General features: G+C 44.1%; 21 protein-coding genes. All 21 read left to right on the top strand.

Annotated features, from left to right (window positions below):
• The first annotated feature begins 24 nt into the window (after positions 1 to 24).
• Positions 25 to 1,722, top strand: coding sequence for a flagellar hook-length control protein FliK (locus Q4492_RS12930; protein ID WP_303418625.1), 1,698 nt, complete (start codon positions 25 to 27; stop codon positions 1,720 to 1,722).
• A 305-nt stretch (positions 1,723 to 2,027) separates the two neighbouring features.
• Positions 2,028 to 2,546 carry a flagellar basal body-associated FliL family protein gene (locus tag Q4492_RS12925; RefSeq protein ID WP_303418623.1) on the top strand — a complete coding sequence of 173 codons (519 nt, stop codon included), beginning with the start codon at positions 2,028 to 2,030 and terminating at the stop codon, positions 2,544 to 2,546.
• Positions 2,547 to 2,578: 32 nt separating this feature from the next.
• Positions 2,579 to 3,556, top strand: a complete 978-nt coding sequence (gene fliM / locus Q4492_RS12920) for a flagellar motor switch protein FliM (RefSeq protein WP_303418620.1) — start codon at positions 2,579 to 2,581, stop codon at positions 3,554 to 3,556.
• Positions 3,557 to 3,588: 32 nt separating this feature from the next.
• Entirely contained in the window at positions 3,589 to 4,029 is a 441-nt protein-coding gene (fliN, locus tag Q4492_RS12915) for a flagellar motor switch protein FliN (RefSeq protein WP_303418617.1), read from the top strand.
• A 90-nt stretch (positions 4,030 to 4,119) separates the two neighbouring features.
• Positions 4,120 to 4,512, top strand: coding sequence for a flagellar biosynthetic protein FliO (fliO, locus tag Q4492_RS12910; RefSeq protein ID WP_303418615.1), 393 nt, complete (start codon positions 4,120 to 4,122; stop codon positions 4,510 to 4,512).
• Entirely contained in the window at positions 4,505 to 5,254 is a 750-nt protein-coding gene (fliP, locus tag Q4492_RS12905; protein WP_303418611.1) for a flagellar type III secretion system pore protein FliP, read from the top strand. The genes fliO and fliP overlap by 8 nt, the downstream gene beginning before the upstream one ends.
• A gap of 24 nt (positions 5,255 to 5,278) precedes the next feature.
• The gene (gene fliQ, locus Q4492_RS12900) at positions 5,279 to 5,548 is read left to right on the top strand and encodes a flagellar biosynthesis protein FliQ (protein ID WP_303418608.1); all 270 of its coding nucleotides are present in this window, start codon (positions 5,279 to 5,281) and stop codon (positions 5,546 to 5,548) included.
• 4 nt (positions 5,549 to 5,552) lie between these two features.
• Positions 5,553 to 6,326, top strand: coding sequence for a flagellar biosynthetic protein FliR (gene fliR, locus Q4492_RS12895; protein ID WP_303418606.1), 774 nt, complete (start codon positions 5,553 to 5,555; stop codon positions 6,324 to 6,326).
• 8 nt (positions 6,327 to 6,334) lie between these two features.
• The gene (gene flhB, locus Q4492_RS12890; RefSeq protein WP_303418603.1) at positions 6,335 to 7,474 is read left to right on the top strand and encodes a flagellar biosynthesis protein FlhB; all 1,140 of its coding nucleotides are present in this window, start codon (positions 6,335 to 6,337) and stop codon (positions 7,472 to 7,474) included.
• 143 nt (positions 7,475 to 7,617) lie between these two features.
• A complete protein-coding gene (gene flhA / locus Q4492_RS12885) occupies positions 7,618 to 9,726 on the top strand; it encodes a flagellar biosynthesis protein FlhA (protein WP_303418601.1) in 2,109 nt (702 codons plus the stop codon).
• 42 nt (positions 9,727 to 9,768) lie between these two features.
• Entirely contained in the window at positions 9,769 to 11,193 is a 1,425-nt protein-coding gene (gene flhF / locus Q4492_RS12880) for a flagellar biosynthesis protein FlhF (RefSeq protein ID WP_303418598.1), read from the top strand.
• Between the two features lie 10 nt (positions 11,194 to 11,203).
• Positions 11,204 to 12,034 carry a MinD/ParA family protein gene (locus tag Q4492_RS12875; protein WP_303418596.1) on the top strand — a complete coding sequence of 277 codons (831 nt, stop codon included), beginning with the start codon at positions 11,204 to 11,206 and terminating at the stop codon, positions 12,032 to 12,034.
• A gap of 12 nt (positions 12,035 to 12,046) precedes the next feature.
• A complete protein-coding gene (locus Q4492_RS12870; protein ID WP_303418595.1) occupies positions 12,047 to 12,757 on the top strand; it encodes an RNA polymerase sigma factor FliA in 711 nt (236 codons plus the stop codon).
• Between the two features lie 91 nt (positions 12,758 to 12,848).
• Positions 12,849 to 13,220: a response regulator gene (locus tag Q4492_RS12865; RefSeq protein WP_067866463.1), complete on the top strand. Its 372-nt coding sequence runs from the start codon at positions 12,849 to 12,851 to the stop codon at positions 13,218 to 13,220.
• A 21-nt stretch (positions 13,221 to 13,241) separates the two neighbouring features.
• Entirely contained in the window at positions 13,242 to 14,033 is a 792-nt protein-coding gene (locus Q4492_RS12860; RefSeq protein ID WP_303418591.1) for a protein phosphatase CheZ, read from the top strand.
• Positions 14,034 to 14,045: 12 nt separating this feature from the next.
• Positions 14,046 to 16,175 (top strand): chemotaxis protein CheA, encoded by a 2,130-nt coding sequence (locus tag Q4492_RS12855; protein WP_303418589.1) that lies wholly within the window; start codon positions 14,046 to 14,048, stop codon positions 16,173 to 16,175.
• A gap of 23 nt (positions 16,176 to 16,198) precedes the next feature.
• On the top strand, positions 16,199 to 17,392 hold the full coding sequence (locus Q4492_RS12850; RefSeq protein WP_303418586.1) for a chemotaxis response regulator protein-glutamate methylesterase: 1,194 nt from the start codon (positions 16,199 to 16,201) through the stop codon (positions 17,390 to 17,392).
• 3 nt (positions 17,393 to 17,395) lie between these two features.
• The gene (locus tag Q4492_RS12845) at positions 17,396 to 18,136 is read left to right on the top strand and encodes a flagellar motor protein (RefSeq protein ID WP_303418583.1); all 741 of its coding nucleotides are present in this window, start codon (positions 17,396 to 17,398) and stop codon (positions 18,134 to 18,136) included.
• Entirely contained in the window at positions 18,137 to 19,072 is a 936-nt protein-coding gene (gene motD / locus Q4492_RS12840) for a flagellar motor protein MotD (protein WP_303418580.1), read from the top strand.
• Positions 19,073 to 19,864: a ParA family protein gene (locus Q4492_RS12835; RefSeq protein ID WP_303418578.1), complete on the top strand. Its 792-nt coding sequence runs from the start codon at positions 19,073 to 19,075 to the stop codon at positions 19,862 to 19,864. It begins immediately after the preceding gene.
• Positions 19,861 to 20,173 (top strand): hypothetical protein (locus tag Q4492_RS12830; RefSeq protein ID WP_303418575.1); only part of this gene is annotated, 313 nt, incomplete at its 3' end. The genes Q4492_RS12835 and Q4492_RS12830, both read left to right, overlap by 4 nt.

Raw genomic sequence — 20,173 nt, 5'->3', positions numbered from 1 at the left:
TAGGCAAATTCATAGGAGCCTAGAATGAGCGAGCAAATATCAATGCCTGCAGGTAGTGGGCTATTAACTTTAAATCTATCAGTATCGTCATCAAGTGGCTCTTCGCTAGCTCCTGGTGGTGCTTTGTTTAGTGGTTTTGGCTCAGTGCTGAGTCAATTGCCTGAACAAGGAGCTGGGCTTGCCAGCGGCGCTTTTTTGCCGCAATCGGGTGCTAGTTTGCCGCAAGTCAGCGATGATGGCTTGCTTCCGGACATTACCATGGAGCAGAAAATGCTCTATATCGCACAGATGTTAGAGCAACAGTATGGAGAGGGTGCTGAGCTTCCTCCAGAGATTACAGCAGAGCTTGCTCAAGCTTTGAAAGAATTCGCAGAGCAGCGCACGACATTATCAAACGAAGGTGAGGTGGCAGAGGTTGAGTCATCTGATGTAGAGGTAGGGGATGATTTAGCGGTTGCTGGTGTTGTTGGTCCTCCTATACTTTTATCTGATCTTGAAGAGAGTATGAGTAATGGCGCTCTGTATGATGCGCTTAAAGCTAAATTTAATGAATTCTCTTCAGGCGCTGCTGCGTTATCTGATGATGCAGAAATTTCTGATGACGCTGTTCGGCAAAATGGGCGAATTGCTGGCTTGGTCGATAATGTTGTTAATGCCGATGGATTGAAAGATTTATCTGAGGTTGTGAATCAACGTTCTGCTGATCAGCTTGCGCTTATTAATGCCAATAGAGATGAGCGTGCTGCATTGTTTCAAGCGCAGGTCGCGGCGGATGATTCTTCTTCCGACATGGCCGCTGCTGCTCAATTACGCGCTTCAGATGAAATGAATAAAGCGGCTGCTTCTTCTGTAGTTGCACAGAATTTAGCTCTTAAATCGAATAATGAAAGAGCATCCGGTACTGTGCTGTCTCAGCCTGTTGACGATGGGGTCGATAGTACACTTGATCCTAGTTTAAAAAGAGATAACTCTGCTGTAGGTCGTGTTTCTGAGCGAGCTGATCTGTTGAGTGCTAACTATCAAAAAGAGATGGCCGCTGATTTGGCGGCAAAAGCAGAGGTGGCTGCAAAACCTATATCTGGAAAAGAGCTTCCTGAAAAATTTGAGTCTGCGTTGGAGCTGTCAAAACAGCTGTTGCAGAAAGTTACGTCTAACGAGAAAGTGTCTGATAGTAGCTTTAATCAGCGTATGGAAACGCTTGTATTGGCTCAAACTCAACAGGCGTCAGGAGTTAATCAGCCGACACAGGCTCAAAAGGTGGTTTCTGATGCTCAAAACCTTATGATGCCGCAACAAGTTCAGATCAATACACCCGCATGGAAAAATGCATTGGGTGAGCGCGCCATTATGGTTTCGACACAGAATTTAAATGTAGCTAATATTCAGTTAGATCCTCCAGAACTTGGCGCTTTGAGTATCAAAGTGCATATAAATCAAGACCAAGTCAGTCTTAGTTTTACCTCGCCTCATGCGCATGTTCGTGATGCTGTGGAACAGAGTTTGCCAAGGCTCCGTGAGATGTTTGCTGAGCAAGGTTTATCTTTGCAGGATTCATCTGTGGCCGATCAATCTGCGGATCAGCAACGTAGAGAACAGTTTGCTGAGCAGGGTGAAAAAGGTGCTTCAGGAAGCTCATATATGGAAACAGGGGAAGCGGGTGGTGAAGAGTCACTTTCTCAAGTGGAGTCTAAACCGATGTCGTTGGTTGATTACTATGCTTAGATCGCTTTTGTTGATGATTGTTAAATAGATAGGTGACCTGTAAATTGTCGTAGAATATTTTTGAAATCAGGTTGTTAGTTTGTTGTTTCTTATTTGATAGGTGTATTTGGTGATTAATATACCTACTTATTTTCTTTTTCTTATAATGGCGCTTCGGCTTCTTGTTCGATGTTTACTATAAAAACAGTAGTTTTTGTGGTTCTTGATCTTCAGCCTTAAAATCAGTGTGTTATATTAGGCTTAATTCTATTTTTACCATGCGGCTATCGTAAAGCACTTGCCGTGATGTTGCTGAGGATCTATACATGGCTGAAGAGCAGGGACCGAGTACAGAAGAGGGCGATCCAAAAAAATCGTCTAAGTTAAAATTAATTATTATCGTTGTACTTGCGCTCATTATTGGTGGCGGTGGAGCTACTGCAGCATTTCTTTTTCTAGGTGGAGATGATTCGACTGAAGAGGCAGCGTCAGCGGAGCCGGTTAAGGCTGAAGCTATTTATACTAAGGTGAGAACTATGGGGGGTAAGCCGATGTTTGTCGTTACTCTCCAGTCAGACGATCAGCGTTCGCATTATATGCAGCTTTATGTAGAGGCGAAAACTCGCGATCAAAAAGTTGCTGATGCGTTGACCCTTCATATGCCATTGATTGTTTCTAGACTAAATAACTTATTTAGTGCGCAAGATTTTCGAGTTTTACAGTCATTGGAAGGTAAACGAGCTTTGCAAAATGATGCCACTGAATTAGTGTGTGAGATTATGCAAGACAAAATAGGTAAGCCCGGTGTTGAAGCTATTCTCTTTACTAATATGGTTATGCAGTAATGCGATTGTATTTGGTTGAGGAACCTTGCTAGATGTCAGTCAAAGACCTGCTTTCACAAGATGAAATCGACGCTCTTTTACATGGGGTGGACGATGGTGATGTTGAAACTTCTGAAGATATTGAGGTTGAGGACGGAGAAGTTCGTCCTTATGATCTAGCCAGTCATGAACGTATTGTTCGTGGCAGAATGCCTACACTTGAAATGGTTAACGAGCGTTTTGCGCGTTACACCCGATTAAGTCTTTTTAACCTGTTGCGCCGTGCTGCTGATGTTACTGTTGGTGGTGTGCAGGTTATGAAATATGGCGATTATATTCATACGCTATATGTTCCTACCAGTATGAACCTTGTACGGGTTTCCCCTCTTCGTGGCACCGCACTCTTTATTATGGATGCTAAGCTGGTTTTTAAGCTGGTGGATAACTTTTTTGGTGGAGATGGGCGTCACGCAAAAATAGAGGGGCGAGAGTTTACACCTACAGAAACCCGCCTTATTCATAAAGCATTGGAACAGTTCTTTTTGGATCTAGAGGAGGCATGGCGTCCAGTTAAAGAGCTAAGTTTTGAGCATTTAGGCCATGAGATGAATCCAGCAATGGCTAATGTTATCAACCCCACTGAGGTGGTGGTTGTCAGTACTTTTCAGGTCGATCTTGAAGGAGGATCAGGTGAGTTTCATGTGGCAATGCCTTACTCCATGCTTGAGCCGATCAGGGATCTGCTCGTATCTGGATTCCAGAATAACGAAGATGAAAAAGATGAGCGCTGGCAAATCGCGTTACAGAGAGATATTTTGATGGCGCAGCTTCCACTAGATATGGTGGTGGCGCAGCAGGATATGACATTGCGTGATGTGTTGGAGTTAGAGGCGGGTGATGTAATACCTATAGAGTTGCCATCTACGTTTGAGTTAAAGGCTAACAAGGTGCCCGTATATCGTTGTACTATGGGAGTTGCTCGGGGTAACTTGGCTGTAAAAATTGTTGATCAGATAGTACGCCCTAAATAAACGGCAGATAAGATTATTAGAGAGCAAAATAGATGAGTGATGAAACTGAAGATCAGCAAGCACTAGCTGATGAATGGGCTGCAGCAATGGAAGAGCAGGTCACTGATGAGGGTGGAGGCGCGGTTGATCCTGATGAGTTGTTAGCTGCAACGGGTGCTGTTGGAACATCGGTTGAGCTTGATGAATTACAGGATGAAGGGACACCAGTATCTGATCCAAAATTAGATGTCATCCTTGATATTCCTGTGACTTTGTCAATGGAAGTAGGTCAGACAGATATACCTATTAGTAATTTATTGCAGCTAAATCAGGGCTCTGTTATCGAGCTTGACCGAGTTGCTGGTGAGCCATTAGATGTGATGGTCAACGGGACTTTAATTGCACATGGTGAGGTTGTTGTAGTGAATGATCGCTATGGTATCAGGCTTACGGATGTTATTAGTCCACAAGAACGTATTAAGCGGCTGAAATAGCGGGATATGCGTCCAATACTTTTCTTAGCGTTCCTGATGCTATCGAACTCGGTTTTTGCAGGGGCGACAGCATCCTCAGCAAATACTTCTATGCCGAGTTCTATACCTCCAGCGTTTAAAGAGCCTTTCTCTGGGGAGGCTTTGATCCAGCTTGTAGTAGGCTTGTGCGTTGTCGTTGCAATCATATTTATATTGTCTTGGGTATTAAAACGTTTCTCTGGCATATCTTCTATGACAAAAAATATGCGTGTCGTCGGCGTCTTGCCGTTGAGTGCGCGTGAGAAAGCAGTTCTAGTTAAGGTTGGTCAGCAACATCTACTGCTAGGTGTTGCGCCTGGGCGAGTGTCCCGTCTACATGCTTTTGAGCCAGGTGAGATTGAGGAAGCGAATGATAAGAAAGCAGACAGCTTTTCTAATCGGTTAGCTGAGGTTGTGAAACAGCGTCGAGCTTCTGAAGAGAAGAGCGGAGATAGAGATGAATAAGCTGTTTTCAGTTCTTCTCTTTGTTGCTTTAGGGGCGACTGCATTTACAGTGGAAGCTGCGGACGTTGGTATACCCGCACTCACATTGACGACGGGTGAAAACGGCGAAACAAACTACAGCGTAACGCTGCAAGTGCTTGCGTTGATGACTATGCTGACGTTCTTGCCAGCTATGCTCATCATGATGACTTCATTTGCACGAATCATCATTGTTTTTTCCATCTTGCGTCAAGCGTTAGGGTTGCAACAAACGCCATCGAACCAGATTATGGTAGGTATGGCTATGTTTCTCACGCTTTTTATTATGACGCCCGTTTTGGATAAAGTGTATGTGGAAGCTGTGCAGCCTTATGCAAATGAAGAGCTGCCAATGTTAGAAGCGTTTCAGAAAGCGAGTGTTCCTTTTCGTGACTTTATGATGCTGCAAACACGAGAAAGTGATCTGGGTCTTTTTATGAAGATCTCAGCAACTCCTGAGGTTGCTAGTGCGGACGAGATTCCATTTACTGTTCTGGTGCCTGCGTTTGTTACGAGCGAATTGAAAACGGCTTTTCAGATAGGGTTTATGTTGTTTATTCCTTTTCTGGTTATAGATCTTGTAGTGGCGAGTGTCTTAATGGCGATGGGTATGATGATGTTGTCGCCTGTCATTATTTCACTTCCTTTCAAGATAATGTTATTTGTTCTTATAGATGGTTGGGCGCTGGTAATTGGTACTTTGGCGGCGAGTTTTGGAATTTAAAAGTGTAGAATCGGGACGTCGTCTATGACTCCAGAGGTTGTACTTAGTATATTTGGTGAGGCTTTTTGGCTAATTGTTCTTTTAGTCTCGGTGATTATTGTGCCGAGTTTGATTATTGGTTTAATTGTTTCAACCTTTCAGGCTGCCACACAGATTAACGAGCAGACCTTGAGCTTTCTTCCTCGTTTATTGATGACGATCCTTGTCATTATGTGGGCGGGGCCTTGGATCCTGAATACCTTGATGGAGCACTTTTCAGGATTGATCAAAAATATTCCTTATCTTATAGGTTAGCCCTTTGTTCGAGCTCAGTGTTCTACAGGTTGAACAATGGATCTCGGCTTTCTTTATGCCTTTTTTCCGTATAGCGTCATTTTTTATGGCTGTGCCTTTGCTGGGTAGTCAGTTAATTAATGCTCGTGTTCGATTAATGCTTGCTCTGGCTGTCTCTATTGTTGTTGCACCTTTATTGCCTGATATGCCCCCTCTTGATAGCTTGAGTGTGAATACCTACCTTGTTATTGGTCAGCAGATTTTAGTTGGTGCAATGCTGGGATTTCTGTTTCAGGTTTTTTATCAGGTTTTTGTGCTAGGTGGGCAGATTATCGCTATGCAGATGGGTTTAGGTTTCGCATCTATGACGGACCCTACTAACGGTATTTCTGTGGTTATGTTGGGGCAGTTCTACCTGACATTGATTATGATGATATTTATCTCGCTCAATGGTCATTTAGTGATGATTGAGATTATTGTGCGAAGTTTTGATGTAGTGCCTGTCAGTCTTTCTGCGTTAGATCGTGAAAGTTACTGGAAAGTGGCGATGGCGGGTAGTTGGATGTTTTCTGCTGCAATGCTTATGGCGCTTCCAGCTGTTACTGCATTGTTAGTGGTTAATATGGCGTTCGGTATTATGTCTAGGGCCGCTCCCCAGCTTAATATCCTAGCGGTTGGTTTCCCTTTTACTATGGTGCTTGGATTGTTTATCAATTGGGTTAACTTGGGAGGGTTTCTCGATCAATATATGCGAATCTCTAGTTTTGTATTAGATTATATTGAGCATTTGTTTCTGTAGGGGGTCTTATGGCAGAAGATTCAGGTCAAGAGAAAACCGAAGACCCCACCCCCAAGCGAATACGTGAAGCCCGGGAAAAAGGCGATGTTCCGCGATCTAAGGAGCTCGCAACAACCTTGGTCTTGATGGCTGCTGTTTTCTCAGTCATTATTTTTGGCTCCCAGCTTGCTGAGCATATGCTTGGCATGATGGAGAGTAATTTTGTGCTTGATAGACAAGCTATTTTTGATCCGAATAAAATGCTTGCGCACTTTGATCTGTCGGTGTGGGATGCATTGCTGGGTTTGGCAGGTGTTTTTTTCTCTCTTCTTGTTGCCTCTATTGTTGGTCCTATCGCTTTAGGTGGATGGAATTTTAGCGCTGATTCTATTGCGCCTAAAGGTAGTCGCATTGACCCGTTGGCGGGTATTAAGCGAATGTTTTCCCTGAAGTCTTTAGTCGAGTTATTTAAAGCTATAGCAAAATTCTCTTTGGTGGGTGGGTTTGCCATTCTTATTCTTTGGAATATAAGGGGGGAACTTTTGGCTCTAGCTACGTTCGAGCCTAGGCCTGCAATAGACTCTGCGTTAGAGATTATTATCTGGGTGTTTATGGCATTGAGCGCGGTGTTGATATTGGTTGCAATGGTTGATGTACCTTATCAGCTCTATGAATACACCGAGAAAATGAAAATGACCTTGCAAGAGGTTAAAGATGAATTGAAAAATACTGAGGGGAAGCCTGAAGTTAAGGGGCGTATCCGTCAGTTGCAGAGAGAGATTGCGCAGAGGCAGATGATGAGCGCAGTTCCAGAAGCCGATGTAGTGATCACTAACCCTACTCATTATGCGGTTGCATTGAAGTATGAGGGAGATGATAGGGCGGCGCCGATCATGGTTGCTAAAGGGGTGGATTTTGTTGCGCTGAAAATTAGAGAGGTGGCTGAGGCAAATGATGTACCTATACTATCTGCTCCGCCCTTAGCGCGTGCTATCTATAACTCTACTGAAATTAATGATGAAATCCCTTCAGGGTTGTATATGGCTGTGGCTCAAGTGTTGGCTTATGTGTTTCAGCTTAAGCGTTTTAAAAGTCGAGAAGCTGAACGGCCTACAGAGGTCAAGGTGGATGAATTACCTATTCCTGATGAGTTTAAAGACGATCTATAAATGGCTCGAAAATTGCATTTTCTTGCCATTGTGTAATTATTCGTCAAAAAAACAGCGTATTTTTTTGTTTGTCTGTGTAAGTATGTGCTGTATTGGTCGAATGATACTTTTAAATGATGTTTTTTTGACGGTTTGGGGTTTGGGTGGATAAAGCGGTAATTCTCGATAATGTTCGCGGATTAAGTAAAGGCAATATAGGTGTGCCTTTGCTGCTGCTTGTTATCTTGGCGATGGTGACATTGCCTGTTCCGCCTTTTTTATTAGATGTGTTGTTCACGTTTAATATTGCTCTTTCTATTGTTGTTCTTTTGGTTTGTGTCTATTCAGACCGCCCTCTCGATTTTGCTATTTTTCCGACCATTATTCTGATTGCAACATTGATGCGCCTCTCCTTGAACGTAGCCTCAACCCGTGTGGTTCTCTTGGCTGGCCATGAGGGTGGTGATGCTGCCGGTAAGGTGATTGAAGCCTTTGGTGAGGTGGTTGTCGGCGGTAACTATGTAGTTGGTTTTGTTGTCTTCCTTATTCTGATCATTATCAACTTTGTTGTGGTGACTAAAGGTGCCGGACGTATATCAGAGGTAAGTGCTCGATTTACGTTGGATGCAATGCCCGGCAAACAGATGGCCATAGATGCGGACCTTAATGCTGGCCTTATTGGGCAAGAAGAGGCGCGAGCTCGCCGTCAAGATGTGACTCAAGAAGCTGATTTTTATGGTTCTATGGATGGTGCTTCAAAATTTGTTCGTGGCGATGCTGTAGCGGGTATTTTGATTTTGGTCATCAACTTGCTGGGCGGTTTGGGCATCGGCATGCTGCAGCATGATTTAGACTTTGAAACCGCTATGCGTTTCTATTCCCTATTAACCATCGGTGATGGGTTGGTTGCGCAGATACCGTCGTTATTACTATCTACCGCCGCGGCGATCATGGTTACCCGTCAAAATGTATCCCATGATATGGGGAAGCAAGTTATTTCCCAAATGTTTGCTTCGCCAAAGGCGTTGGCTGTCTCTGCTGGAATTATGACTATTATGGGGATTATTCCAGGTATGCCTCATGTGGCTTTCCTATCATTAGCAGCGGCTTCTGGAGGGGGTGCATGGTGGATTATTCAGAAAGAGAAACAGAAGGTATCTGATGAAGCTGTGTTGGCGAAAGAGCAGGCCGAATTGCCAAAAGAAGACGATTCTGAGAAGAAAGATCTAGACTGGGATGATGTGATGCCGGTTGATATGATCGGTCTTGAAGTGGGTTACCGTTTGATTCCTATGGTCGACAAAATGCAGGGTGGGCAGCTGCTGAGTCGTATTAAGGGGGTGCGTAAAAAGCTATCTCAAGACTTAGGTTTTTTGGTTCCCTCTGTTCATATTCGCGATAACCTTGACCTTTTACCGGGTGCGTATCGTATTACCTTAATGGGTGTTGTAGTGGGTGAGTCTGAAGTTTATCCAGATAGAGAGCTTGCGATAAACCCAGGTCAGGTCTTTGGTAAGTTGCAGGGTGTTGAGGTTAAAGATCCTGCTTTTGGGCTTGATGCGATCTGGATTGAGCAGTCTCAAAAAGAACAGGCTCAGTCTCTAGGTTATACGGTTGTCGATGCGTCTACAGTGGTTGCTACGCATTTGAATCAATTGCTTCAAGTGCATGCGCATGAGTTGTTGGGCCATGAAGAAGTGCAGCAGCTTCTTGATATGTTGACCAAAACTTCCCCTAAGCTGGTGGAAGAGCTGGTTCCGGGCAAGCTCTCTTTCAGTGTGCTATTGAAGGTATTGCAGAACTTGTTAATGGAACAGGTGCCTTTAAAAGATTTCCGAACGATTGCGGAATCACTGGCTGATGCCGTGAGTCGAACTCAAGATCCACTCGGATTAACAGCGGCTGTCCGAATTTCGTTAGCGCGCTTAATTGTTCAGAATATTAATGGTTCAGAGCCTGAATTACCTGTTATTACCTTGGCTCCACAGTTGGAACAGTTGTTATTGAATTCTGTGCAGCAAGGGCAAGATAATGGTTTAGTTTTGGAACCGGGTATGGCTGAGCGATTACAATCGTCTTTATCTGAAACGGCTACACAGCAAGAGATGATGGGGCGTCCTTCAGTACTTTTGGTTGCAGCGCCTGTTAGGCCGTTAATGTCTAAGTTTGTTCGTTATGGTGAGCATCAGATCCATGTGCTCTCCTATCAGGAAATTCCTGAAAATAAAAAGGTCACTATCGTTGCGACGGTGGGAGGTGAAGTTAATGGTTAAGTATATTTTAGCTGAGCCTTATTTGGCCGATAAGGAATTGATATGAAAGTGAAACGTTACTTCGCACCAGATATGCGACAGGCCATGCGTAGGGTTCGGGATGAAATCGGTCCTGATGCCGTCATTGTATCGAACCATCGCGTTGCGGGTGGTGTTGAGGTTGTTGCTGCCCATGAAAACGATTATGAAGCGGCACAGCAAGAGTTTTCTCGTAAGAAGAAAATAGAGCAGAAGCGCCAAAGCCAAATTGACGTTTTAACTCATGGTCAAAAAGGGGATCTTGCAAGTGAATTGCAAAAGGCCCGAATGCAAATCGCTGAAGCTGAGATGGGGGGTGGTCAAAATTATGACACATCTGGCAAAGTTAATCGGCAGCTTGATAATGATGATGATGAACTGCGCGCAATCTTAGCGTCACTTAAAGAGAGGCAGAAGCAGAAAGCGGATGCAGCTCACCGAAATTTCATGACGGGTTCGGTGCTTGATGACGCCGATCTTGGTCTCGATCTGCGTGAAGAGCTATCAATCTCTCAGCCTGAAGAGGAGATGGGAAGTAGCTTAATTAGATCAATGCAGAATGAAATTGAACAGCTCAAAAACCTATTAAGTCAGCAGGCTTTATCGGCAACAAATGTTAATTCTAGTTTTTCCAAGCCCCCATTGCAGCGAAAGTTGGAGATGTTGGGCGTTAGTGAAAAATTATCAGCCCATCTTTTAGGTTCTATGGAAGTGGGGCTGCCGCCTAATAAAGCATGGAAAAATGCTTTGTCTCGCTTATCGGATTCTATTCCTGTGCTTGGTGAAGATTTTATTGAGCGTGGTGGTATGGTTGCATTTGTAGGACCTACAGGTGTAGGTAAAACAACCACTATAGGTAAGCTGGCGGCGCGTTATGTATTGAAGTATGGCAGTTCAAGCTTAGCCTTAGTGACAACTGATACCTTCCGTATAGCAGCCCATGAACAGTTGCGGACATTTGGGCGTATCTTGGATGTCCCTGTCAGGGTTGTTGATGCAGCGAATAGCTTAGATGATGTTCTGCACTCTCTGAAAAATAAACGTCTCGTACTTATTGATACGGCGGGGCTGAATGCGCAAGAGCCGCATAGCGAGGCGCAGTTGGAGATGCTTGAAAGTGTAACTTTGCGTCTAAAAAAACTATTAGTCGTTTCTTGTAGTAGTCAGCGCCGAGTCGTCGAACAAGCTTTTAATGTTTATAAAAGTCTTGGGTTGAATGGTTGTGTCTTAAGCAAAATGGATGAGTCAGGTAGTTTGGGTGAGGCGATCTCGCTAATTGTGGAAAAACGCCTGCCTGTGACTTATGTCACTGATGGGCAGCGCATACCTGATGATATCGATATTGCCCAAAAACATGAGCTTGTAAGTCGAGCTGTGATTACGGCGCAAAGAGCAATTGAAGCTGAAAAAAATGCGGTCGCGTTAGACTCAGCGTATAAAATGGGTTAGTGGTGAAATAATGATTGATCAACATAGGCCCGTTAAAGTAATTGCTGTGACTGGCGGGAAGGGAGGCGTTGGTAAAACAAACGTTTCTGTTAACTTGGCGATGGCATTAAGTGATTTAGGGCACCGTACTGTTTTAATGGACGCTGATTTAGGATTGGCGAATGTTGATGTGTTGCTTGGTTTGCGCCCGAAAAAAAATATTGCAGATGTTTTAAGTGGTGAGTGTGGGCTAAAAGAGGTCATGCTGGATGTCTGTGAAAATTTAAAAATTGTACCTGCTTGTTCTGGTACGCAGGAGATGACAGCGCTCTCTCCTCATGAACATGCAGAGTTAATCCATGCTTTTAATGAGGTTTCTGATGATATTGATGCGTTAATCATTGACACCGCGGCAGGTATTTCGGATTCTGTGGTTAGTTTTGTTAAAGCCGCTCAGGAAGTGCTGGTTGTTGTATGTGATGAACCTACGTCAATTACAGATGCCTATGCTTTAATTAAACTGTTAAATCGTGATTATAAAATGACGCGCTTTCGTGTCCTTGCCAATATGGTAAGAACGGACAATGAAGGTAGAAATATGTTTGGTAAGTTATTAACAGTTACTGATCGGTTTCTTGATGTCACGCTTCAATATGTGGGTTCAATCCCTTATGATGAAAATGTTCGTAAAGCGGTGCAACGCCAAGTCGCTGTTTTAAAAGCTTTTCCAAAGAGCAAAGTATCCTTGGCATATCGTCAATTAGCGAATAAAGTAAATGGGTGGCCAGTTCAGACTGTGCCCCGAGGTCATTTAGAGTTTTTTGTTGAGCGGCTTGTACAAGGAGCTCGCCCATCGGATTGATAAAGAGGCAGTATGTACAACCAGCTGCAATTACAATCGAGTGATGAGTTAATTCAGCAGTATGCGCCGCTAGTTAAACGTATCGCCCATCACTTACTGGCTCGATTGCCAGCCACAGTGTTGCTCGATGACTTAATTCAAGCGGGTATGATTGGCCTGCTTGAGGCGGCCAAACGATACGATGCTGCAAAAGGTGCTAGCTTTGAAACTTATGCAGGGATTCGCATTCGTGGCTCTATTATTGATGAGGTGCGCCGTGGCGATTGGACTCCGCGGTCAGTACACCGAAATAGTCGGCGAGTGACTGAGGCAATTCAGCAAATAGAATCACGGACAGGTCGAGATGCGAGTGATGCTTCAGTAGCAAAAGAACTGGGGATCTCTGTGGATGAATACCACAATCTGTTAAAAGATACCCTTGATAGCCGTTTGTTTAGCTTTGAAGAGATGATTAATCCTCAGCATGAAGGGCCAGGTGAATCATTTGCCAATGATGACCCTGGGCCAAATCAGCATTTCGAGCGAGAATCATTTTTAAAAGCACTAAGTGGCGCTATAAATAATTTGCCGGAACGGGAAAAATTAGTATTAGCGCTCTATTATGATGAAGAGCTTAATTTAAAAGAGATTGGTCAAATTTTAGGGGTTAGTGAATCTAGGGTAAGCCAGATTCATAGTCAGGCAGCACTAAGATTGCGGTCGCGATTAAGCGAATGGCAATAATAGGTTGCTAAGACTCAACGTAATTGCGGTAATTTAGTGTAGACTCAATGGGTTGCGCAGAGTTAATTGGAGGCTGGTCTTGAATAAAGACATGAAGATTCTTGTAGTGGATGATTTCTCCACAATGAGACGAATTATAAAAAACTTATTACGTGACTTGGGCATGACAAATGTTCTTGAAGCGGATGATGGGCAGACTGCTTTGCCAATTCTGAAGCAAGGCGGTATTGATTTCTTAGTGACTGACTGGAATATGCCAGGCATGACTGGGATTGATCTCTTGAAAGAGGTTCGTTCTGATCCTAATTTGGCCGCAATGCCAGTATTAATGGTTACTGCTGAAGCTAAAAAAGAGCAAATCATTGCTGCCGCTCAGGCTGGGGTGAATGGTTATGTCGTTAAACCGTTCACTGCTGCGGTACTTAAGGCAAAGATTGACAAAATCTTTGAGCGCCTGAGTTAAATAATAAAAGGTCAGTTTTAAATGATTTCAGAAACAGGCAATGGCTTAAGTCACTTTGAAATGGAATTGCAGTTGAAGGCGCAGGAACTTGTTTCTGTTCTCAACGAAGGTAAATTACCTGATGCGATGGAGATTATTCGCGAACTTCATGAGTTTCGTCACCAGACGTTTTTTAGTGAAGTAGGGCATCTTACGAGAGGGCTGCATGAAGCCATTAAATCGTTCTCAAGTGAGTTAGGACGAAGCCTCAATATTGATGGAACTCCTCAAGCTGAGACTGATGCTGCTGAACGTTTAAACTATGTCATTGAAGTAACCGAAAAAAATGCTCACGAGACAATGGATCGTGTTGATAAAGCTTTAGTACTGGTTGATAAATTAGATAAACAGAGTGAACGGTTTAAAGATTTACTGCTTTTGGTTGGTCAGTTAGAAAAAGAACATGATTCGCTTAAGGGTGTTTATGACCGAACATGTGCGGTAAAGGAAGAGTCAGAACAAACCATTAGTACCTTGCGTGAAGAACTAACAGATATTGTTGTATCTCAGAGCTATCAAGATATTACCGGCCAACTAATTCGCCGAGTCATTAATCTCGTTACAAATGTTGAAGACCATCTCGTCGCGTTGATGGGAATGGCTGCTCAAGTTGAAAGAATATCGGGCGTTGATATGTCCATAGAGTCTGACGATAAGCAGACTAATAATAAGAATCCTATTCAGGCTGAAGGGCCGCAAATCAGGAAAGAACATGCTGATGTTGTCAGTGACCAAGATGAAGTCGATGATTTGTTATCCAGTCTGGGTTTTTAAGAGGAGCGCCATATGAGTTTGGAAGTGGATCAGGAAATTCTTGAAGACTTTCTTGTCGAAGCAGGAGAAATCCTTGAGCAGTTATCCGAACAGTTAGTCGACCTGGAACAGCGTCCAGACGATAGTGATCTGCTCAATGCAATTTTTCGAGGATTCCATACAGTAAAAGGTGGCGCAGGCTTTTTGCAATTAGAGCCTATGGTCGATTGTTGCCATAACGCAGAAAACCTATTTGATATGCTGCGCAATGGTGACATTAAAGTCACTTCTGAACTTATGGATGTTGTGCTCCAAGCTTTAGATAGTGTCAATGTTATGTTTGAAGCTGTGCGTAATGGCGAGGTGCTCGAACAAGCTAATCCACAACTGATCCAAGCTCTAGTAGCGTTTACTAAGGGTGAAGCCCCAAAACCTGTTGCCGCTGAAACTGTCCCAGCTCCAGCTCCAGCTCCAGCTCCAGCCCCAGCCCCAGCCCCAGCCCCAGTTCCGGCATCGAGTGCGCCTAATTCACAGGATCCAACAATTGATGAATTTGATATGCTGTTGGATGATCTTGGTGACTTGCCTGAGGTCGCTCCGGAGGTTAATGAAGCGCCTGTAGATGATGGCCTTATTACCGATGATGAATTTGATGCCTTGTTGGATGAATTACATGGTCCAGGTAAAGGGCCGGATGCAGCGGTAGCAACTAAAGAGCCGCCTGCTGTTGATGATTCTGCGGATCCTGAGCTAATTACAGACGATGAATTTGAAGCTTTATTAGATGAGCTACAAGCACAAGGTAAAGGTGCTTTTGTGGAAGCGCCTGCTGTTGAAGCAGTACATGAACCCGCTCCCGCTCCTACTCCAGCGCCGGCCGCTGTTGTAGCGCCAGCCCCTGTTGCTGCTGTAGCGCCTACTCCAACGCCAGTGGCTGAAAAGAAAGAAAGCGCCGTTTCCGCCGTTGTTAAAGCGGCTCACCAACAAGCCAAACCTCAGCCAGAAAGTAATGTGCGTGTAGATACGCGCTTACTTGATAAAATTATGAACATGGTAGGTGAGCTGGTACTTGTCAGGAATCGACTGGTCCGTTTAGGGGTTACCCGCGAAGATGAAGAGATGGCAAAAGCACTCGGCACTTTAGATATGGTAACCGCTGATCTGCAAATGTCGGTGATGAAAACGCGAATGCAGCCGGTGAAAAAAGTATTTGGCCGTTTTCCGCGTTTAATTCGAGACCTATCTCGAAATTTAAAGAAAGAGATTCGCCTTGAGCTACGGGGTGAAGAGACAGACTTAGATAAAAATTTGGTTGAAGCCTTGGCTGATCCGCTTATTCACTTAGTGCGTAATGCGGTTGACCATGGTATCGAAGCGCCTGATGTCAGGGCTGCTGCAGGTAAAGATCGTGAAGGTCATGTGCTTCTATCTGCAGAGCAGGAAGGCGATCACATTCTGTTGATAATACAGGATGATGGTGCCGGAATGGATGCAGAGAAGCTACGAGAGCTCGCTATTGAGCGCGGTATGATGGATGCTGAAGCTGCTCGCAGGCTGACTGAACAGGAATGTTTTAACCTGATATTTGCGGCAGGTTTCTCAACTAAGAAAGAGATTTCTGATGTGTCTGGCCGTGGTGTCGGCATGGATGTAGTTAAAACTAAGATTACCCAGCTGAATGGTACATTGAGTATTGATTCAGTGATCGGTCAAGGTTCACGTATAGCGATTCAGGTTCCTTTAACATTAGCTATTATGCCAACCTTAATGGTTATCTTAGAGGAGCAAGCCTTTGCTCTGCCTCTTGTAAATGTAAATGAAATATTCAATCTTGATTTAACAAAAACAAACGTAGTTGATGGGCAGCAAGTAATTATCGTGCGCGATCAAGCGTTACCGCTTTTCCATCTAAAACGTTGGTTGATTGATGGCCTGCAAAGTGCTGACCTTCCTGAGCAAGGGCATGTGGTTATTGTAACTGTAGGTACGCAACGAGTGGGTTTTGTTGTTGATCAGTTGGTTGGTCAAGAAGAGGTCGTGATCAAGCCATTAGGTACTATTCTACATGGCACTCCAGGACTTTCTGGTGCGACAATTACAGGTGATGGCCGGATTGCATTGATTATTGATATCCCCAACTTGCTTAAACATTACGCTTCTTAATAACTTCGATAGGAGCGTGATTTATGCCAGTTAAGGTGCTGATTGTTGATGATTCCGGTTTTTTTAGACATCGTATCAGCGATCTACTTTCTGGGGATTGTCGAATAGAGGTTGTAGGCACCGCAAAAAATGGTAAGGAGGCTATAGAGCAAGCTAAGGCCCTGCGCCCTAACCTTATTACTATGGACGTTGAAATGCCCCAAATGAATGGTATTGAAGCTGTTCGGGTCATAATGCGTGAATGCCCTACAAATATCTTGATGCTCTCATCATTAACATCTGAGGGAGCACGAGTCACTATACAAGCGCTTGAGGCAGGGGCACTTGATTACCTTTCTAAGGATATGCGTGCATGGATGGCGCATTCCGGCTCTTTAGAGAAGCAACTGCGTGACAAGGTTGTGGCGTTAGGACGTTCTCGGCATGCAGGGTTGCGGAATCGTTTTTCTGATCCAAGTGCTAGCTCATCTAGAGTGTTTAAGTCAGAACCAGTATCGACACTCAAGACATCGCTGGATGTTACTTCGCCTAGATCACCGACTTCCAGTAATCGTTTTGCATCTAATAGCGCTCAAGCTGGGAAGACAAAAGAGACCGCGAAGACAGCCCCTCGTCCATCTCAAAGCGCTTATGGTAAAAAGGCCGTGCCTGATTGTAGAGTCGTTGTTATAGGCTCATCGACTGGAGGGCCCGCTGCACTACAGCAAATTTTGACACAGATTCCTGCTAACTTCCCCCATCCTATTTTACTGGTTCAGCATATGCCGAAAGCGTTTACATCAGTGTTTGCTACGCGCTTAGATCAACAGTGTGATATTGCAGTGAAAGAAGCGGAAGATGGCGACTTTTTGAAGCCGGGTAGAGCATTGCTTGCACCGGGCGGGTGTCAGATGATTATTGATCCACGCAGTAGTGATAAAATTAAGATCATGCCAGGTGATGATAGACTGACCTATAAGCCAAGTGTGGATGTTACTTATGCGTCCGTGGCAAAAAGTTTTGGTAAAAAAGTGTTAGCGATCATATTAACAGGCATGGGAGCGGATGGTTGTGATGGCGCAAGAATGCTAAGGCAGCAAGGTGCAACAATTTGGGCTCAAAATAAAGAAAGTTGCACTATCTATGGAATGCCTCAGGCAGTTATTAATGCGGGACTGGCCGATGCTGTTTTTGATCTCACTGAATTAGTTTCTATTCTCGGTAGTAAAAGGCCTTAATCTATGGACTTAACTGCAATACTTGGTGTCTTAATAGCCCTAGCTGCGGTACTTGGGGGTAATCTTCTTGAAGGTGGGCAGTTACAGGAATTACTGAACGTGCCCGCGGCGGTGATTGTTATTGGTGGGACGTTCGCTGCGGCTATTATCCAGTCACCGGGTCAAGATGTTGCAAGAGCATTCAGGCTTGTTGGTTGGGCGTTTGGGCGTAATAAACAAGATCTCAGTCAGAATGTTGATAAAATCGTTAGCTGGTGTGTTATTGCTAGGCGAAAAGGTTTATTAGCTTTAGAGGCTGAAGCAGATAAAGAAAAAGATTCTTTTATAAAAGTAGGTTTGCTTTTGCTTGCTGATGGTAAAGGCCCAGACATTCTCCGTAGTACCTTAGAGGTTGAGCTTGTTACTTTAGAGCAACGAGACCTTCAGGGGGCAAAAGTGATTGAAAGTATGGGCGGCTATGCACCGACATTAGGTATTATTGGTGCAGTGCTTGGGTTAATTCATGTGATGAGTAATCTCTCAGATCCAGCTGCATTAGGTGCAGGTATAGCTACTGCGTTCGTTGCTACAATATACGGTATAGGTATTGCGAACTTATTTTTGATCCCTGTCGCCAATAAAATTAAAAGTTTAGTGCTAATGCGTTACCAGCATCAAGAGATGATTTTGGATGGGTTGATGTCTATAGCAGAAGGACAGAACCCCAAGGCAATTCAACAGCGTTTACAAGGGTATTTAGGTTAGATGCCACGTCGACAAAAAATAGACAGCGGCCCAAGAAATGACCGATGGGTTATTTCTTATGCGGACTTTATTACCCTACTGTTTGCTTTTTTTGTCGTCATGTACGCTATCTCTTCAGTCAATGAAGAAAAGTATAAACACTTAACGGAAGCGCTTTCTGGCGTGTTTGTTGGTCTGAATCAAGGTGAAGAGGTCAATAAAACAACGACTGAAGGGAGTAGTAATAGTGGGTTTGGTGTTTTTACGGGTGGGAAAACAGATGTTGATGCGCCAGAAGTAACGATTTCAGTACCGGATCAAGAAGAAACGAATGCTTTAAAGGCGTTACAAGAGGAGATGGAAGTTGATTTTTCCTCATTGATTGATGATGGACAGATTAAAATTACAGGTAATGATCTTTGGCTTTCAATTGAATTGAGGTCAAATTACTTATTTCCCTCTGGTGGCGCATTACCTAATGCTGCAGCAGATGAATTATTAGATAAAATAGCGGAAATGCTGAAAGGTAGAGAAAATCCTATCCATGTGGAAGGGTTTACGGATAACCAAAAAATATCTACAGACGCATTTCCGTCAAATTGGGAACTCTCTGCTGCACGTGCAGCCGCTGTCGTCCGGTTGCTTGCGTATTTTGGTGTAGAACCTGAACGTATGGCCGCTGTAGGTTATGGTGAATTTCAGCCGGCTTACAGCAACAGAACAGCGGAAGGGCAAAGATTAAATCGCCGAGTGCTGATTGTTGTATCTCGAGATGAAAAAGTGCGGAGAACAGTCTCTTCATTTGGTAGTCAGCAAGTAAGTGCTGATGCTGTATCAACTGTTTTCGCTAATCCAGATAAAAAAGAGCTCCCAGTTATCGAGCAAATTGAAACCGGTGATGGCGAGGTCTTGTTCCGACGAGCAGAGCCTGATTCTTCACAGCAGGAAGAAAGATAAATGCATGTATGGTCTGTAGCCAATCAAAAAGGTGGGGTCGGTAAAACGACGACGGTTGTGACAGTAGCTGGGCTACTGGCCGAGGTCGGTTATCGCGTTTTATTAGTCGATCTGGACCCTCATGGTTCTTTAACAAGTTATTTCGGCTATGACCCAGATGAGTTGGAGTATAGTGTTTATGACCTGTTTGCGACCAAGAATAAAATTAATCGTGAAGGGGTTAAACGTTTATTGTTGAAAAGTAGCCATGAACGTATTGATCTGATTCCAGCGTCCACTGCTATGGCGACTCTAGAAAGGAAAGCTATAGGCGAGCAAGGTATGGGGCTGCAGGTCGCAAAAGCTTTGGCTCAAGTTCGTGATAGTTATGATTATGTGTTGATTGATAGCCCGCCGGTTTTAGGCGTGTTGATGGTTAATGCTTTGGCTGCATGTCAGCATTTATTGGTTCCTGTGCAGACAGAGTTTTTAGCGTTAAAAGGCTTAGAACGTATGGTGCGTACTATTAGTATGATTAATAGAGCCCGTAGTAAAAATAAGAAACTATCATTTACGATCATTCCAACTTTTTATGATCGCCGTACCCAGGCCTCTGTTAGTAGTTTGCGTGAATTGCATAATAAATACCCGAATGAAATCTCCAATGCAGTCATACCAGTAGATACCAAGTTCCGTAATGCTAGTATCCGAGGACTTGTTCCCTCTGTTATGGATTCAAGCAGCCGAGGGGTTCATTCATATGCACGATTATTGCGTTCGTTGCTTGAGCGTCAAAAGCAGGAGGTTCTATGAGTAAGTCCAAAAAGAACCTAGAAACGTTGGATGAAGTTCAAGGTGTTCAGAAATTAGTTTTTGATTATTTAGAGTCTCTTCTGTCGGATCCCGATGCAGGTATAGATACTGAAGCAGAGATTGCGGCCATAAATAGACAGATGGCGGCTGAAGAAAAAGAAAAGAATCAAGTTTCTGAGAGTATCGAAGAAACAGATGTTGTGATCGAAATGGTAGCTAAGGACAATACTGTAGAGCCAGAGCCAGAGCCAGAGCCAGAGCCAGAGCCAGAGCCAGAGCCAGAGCCAGAGCCAGAGCCAGAGCCAGAGC

The sequence above is a fragment of the Neptuniibacter sp. 1_MG-2023 genome, from assembly GCF_030547185.1.
GTDB lineage: Bacteria > Pseudomonadota > Gammaproteobacteria > Pseudomonadales > Balneatricaceae > Neptuniibacter.
This window is presented reverse-complemented; position numbering and strand designations above follow the sequence as displayed.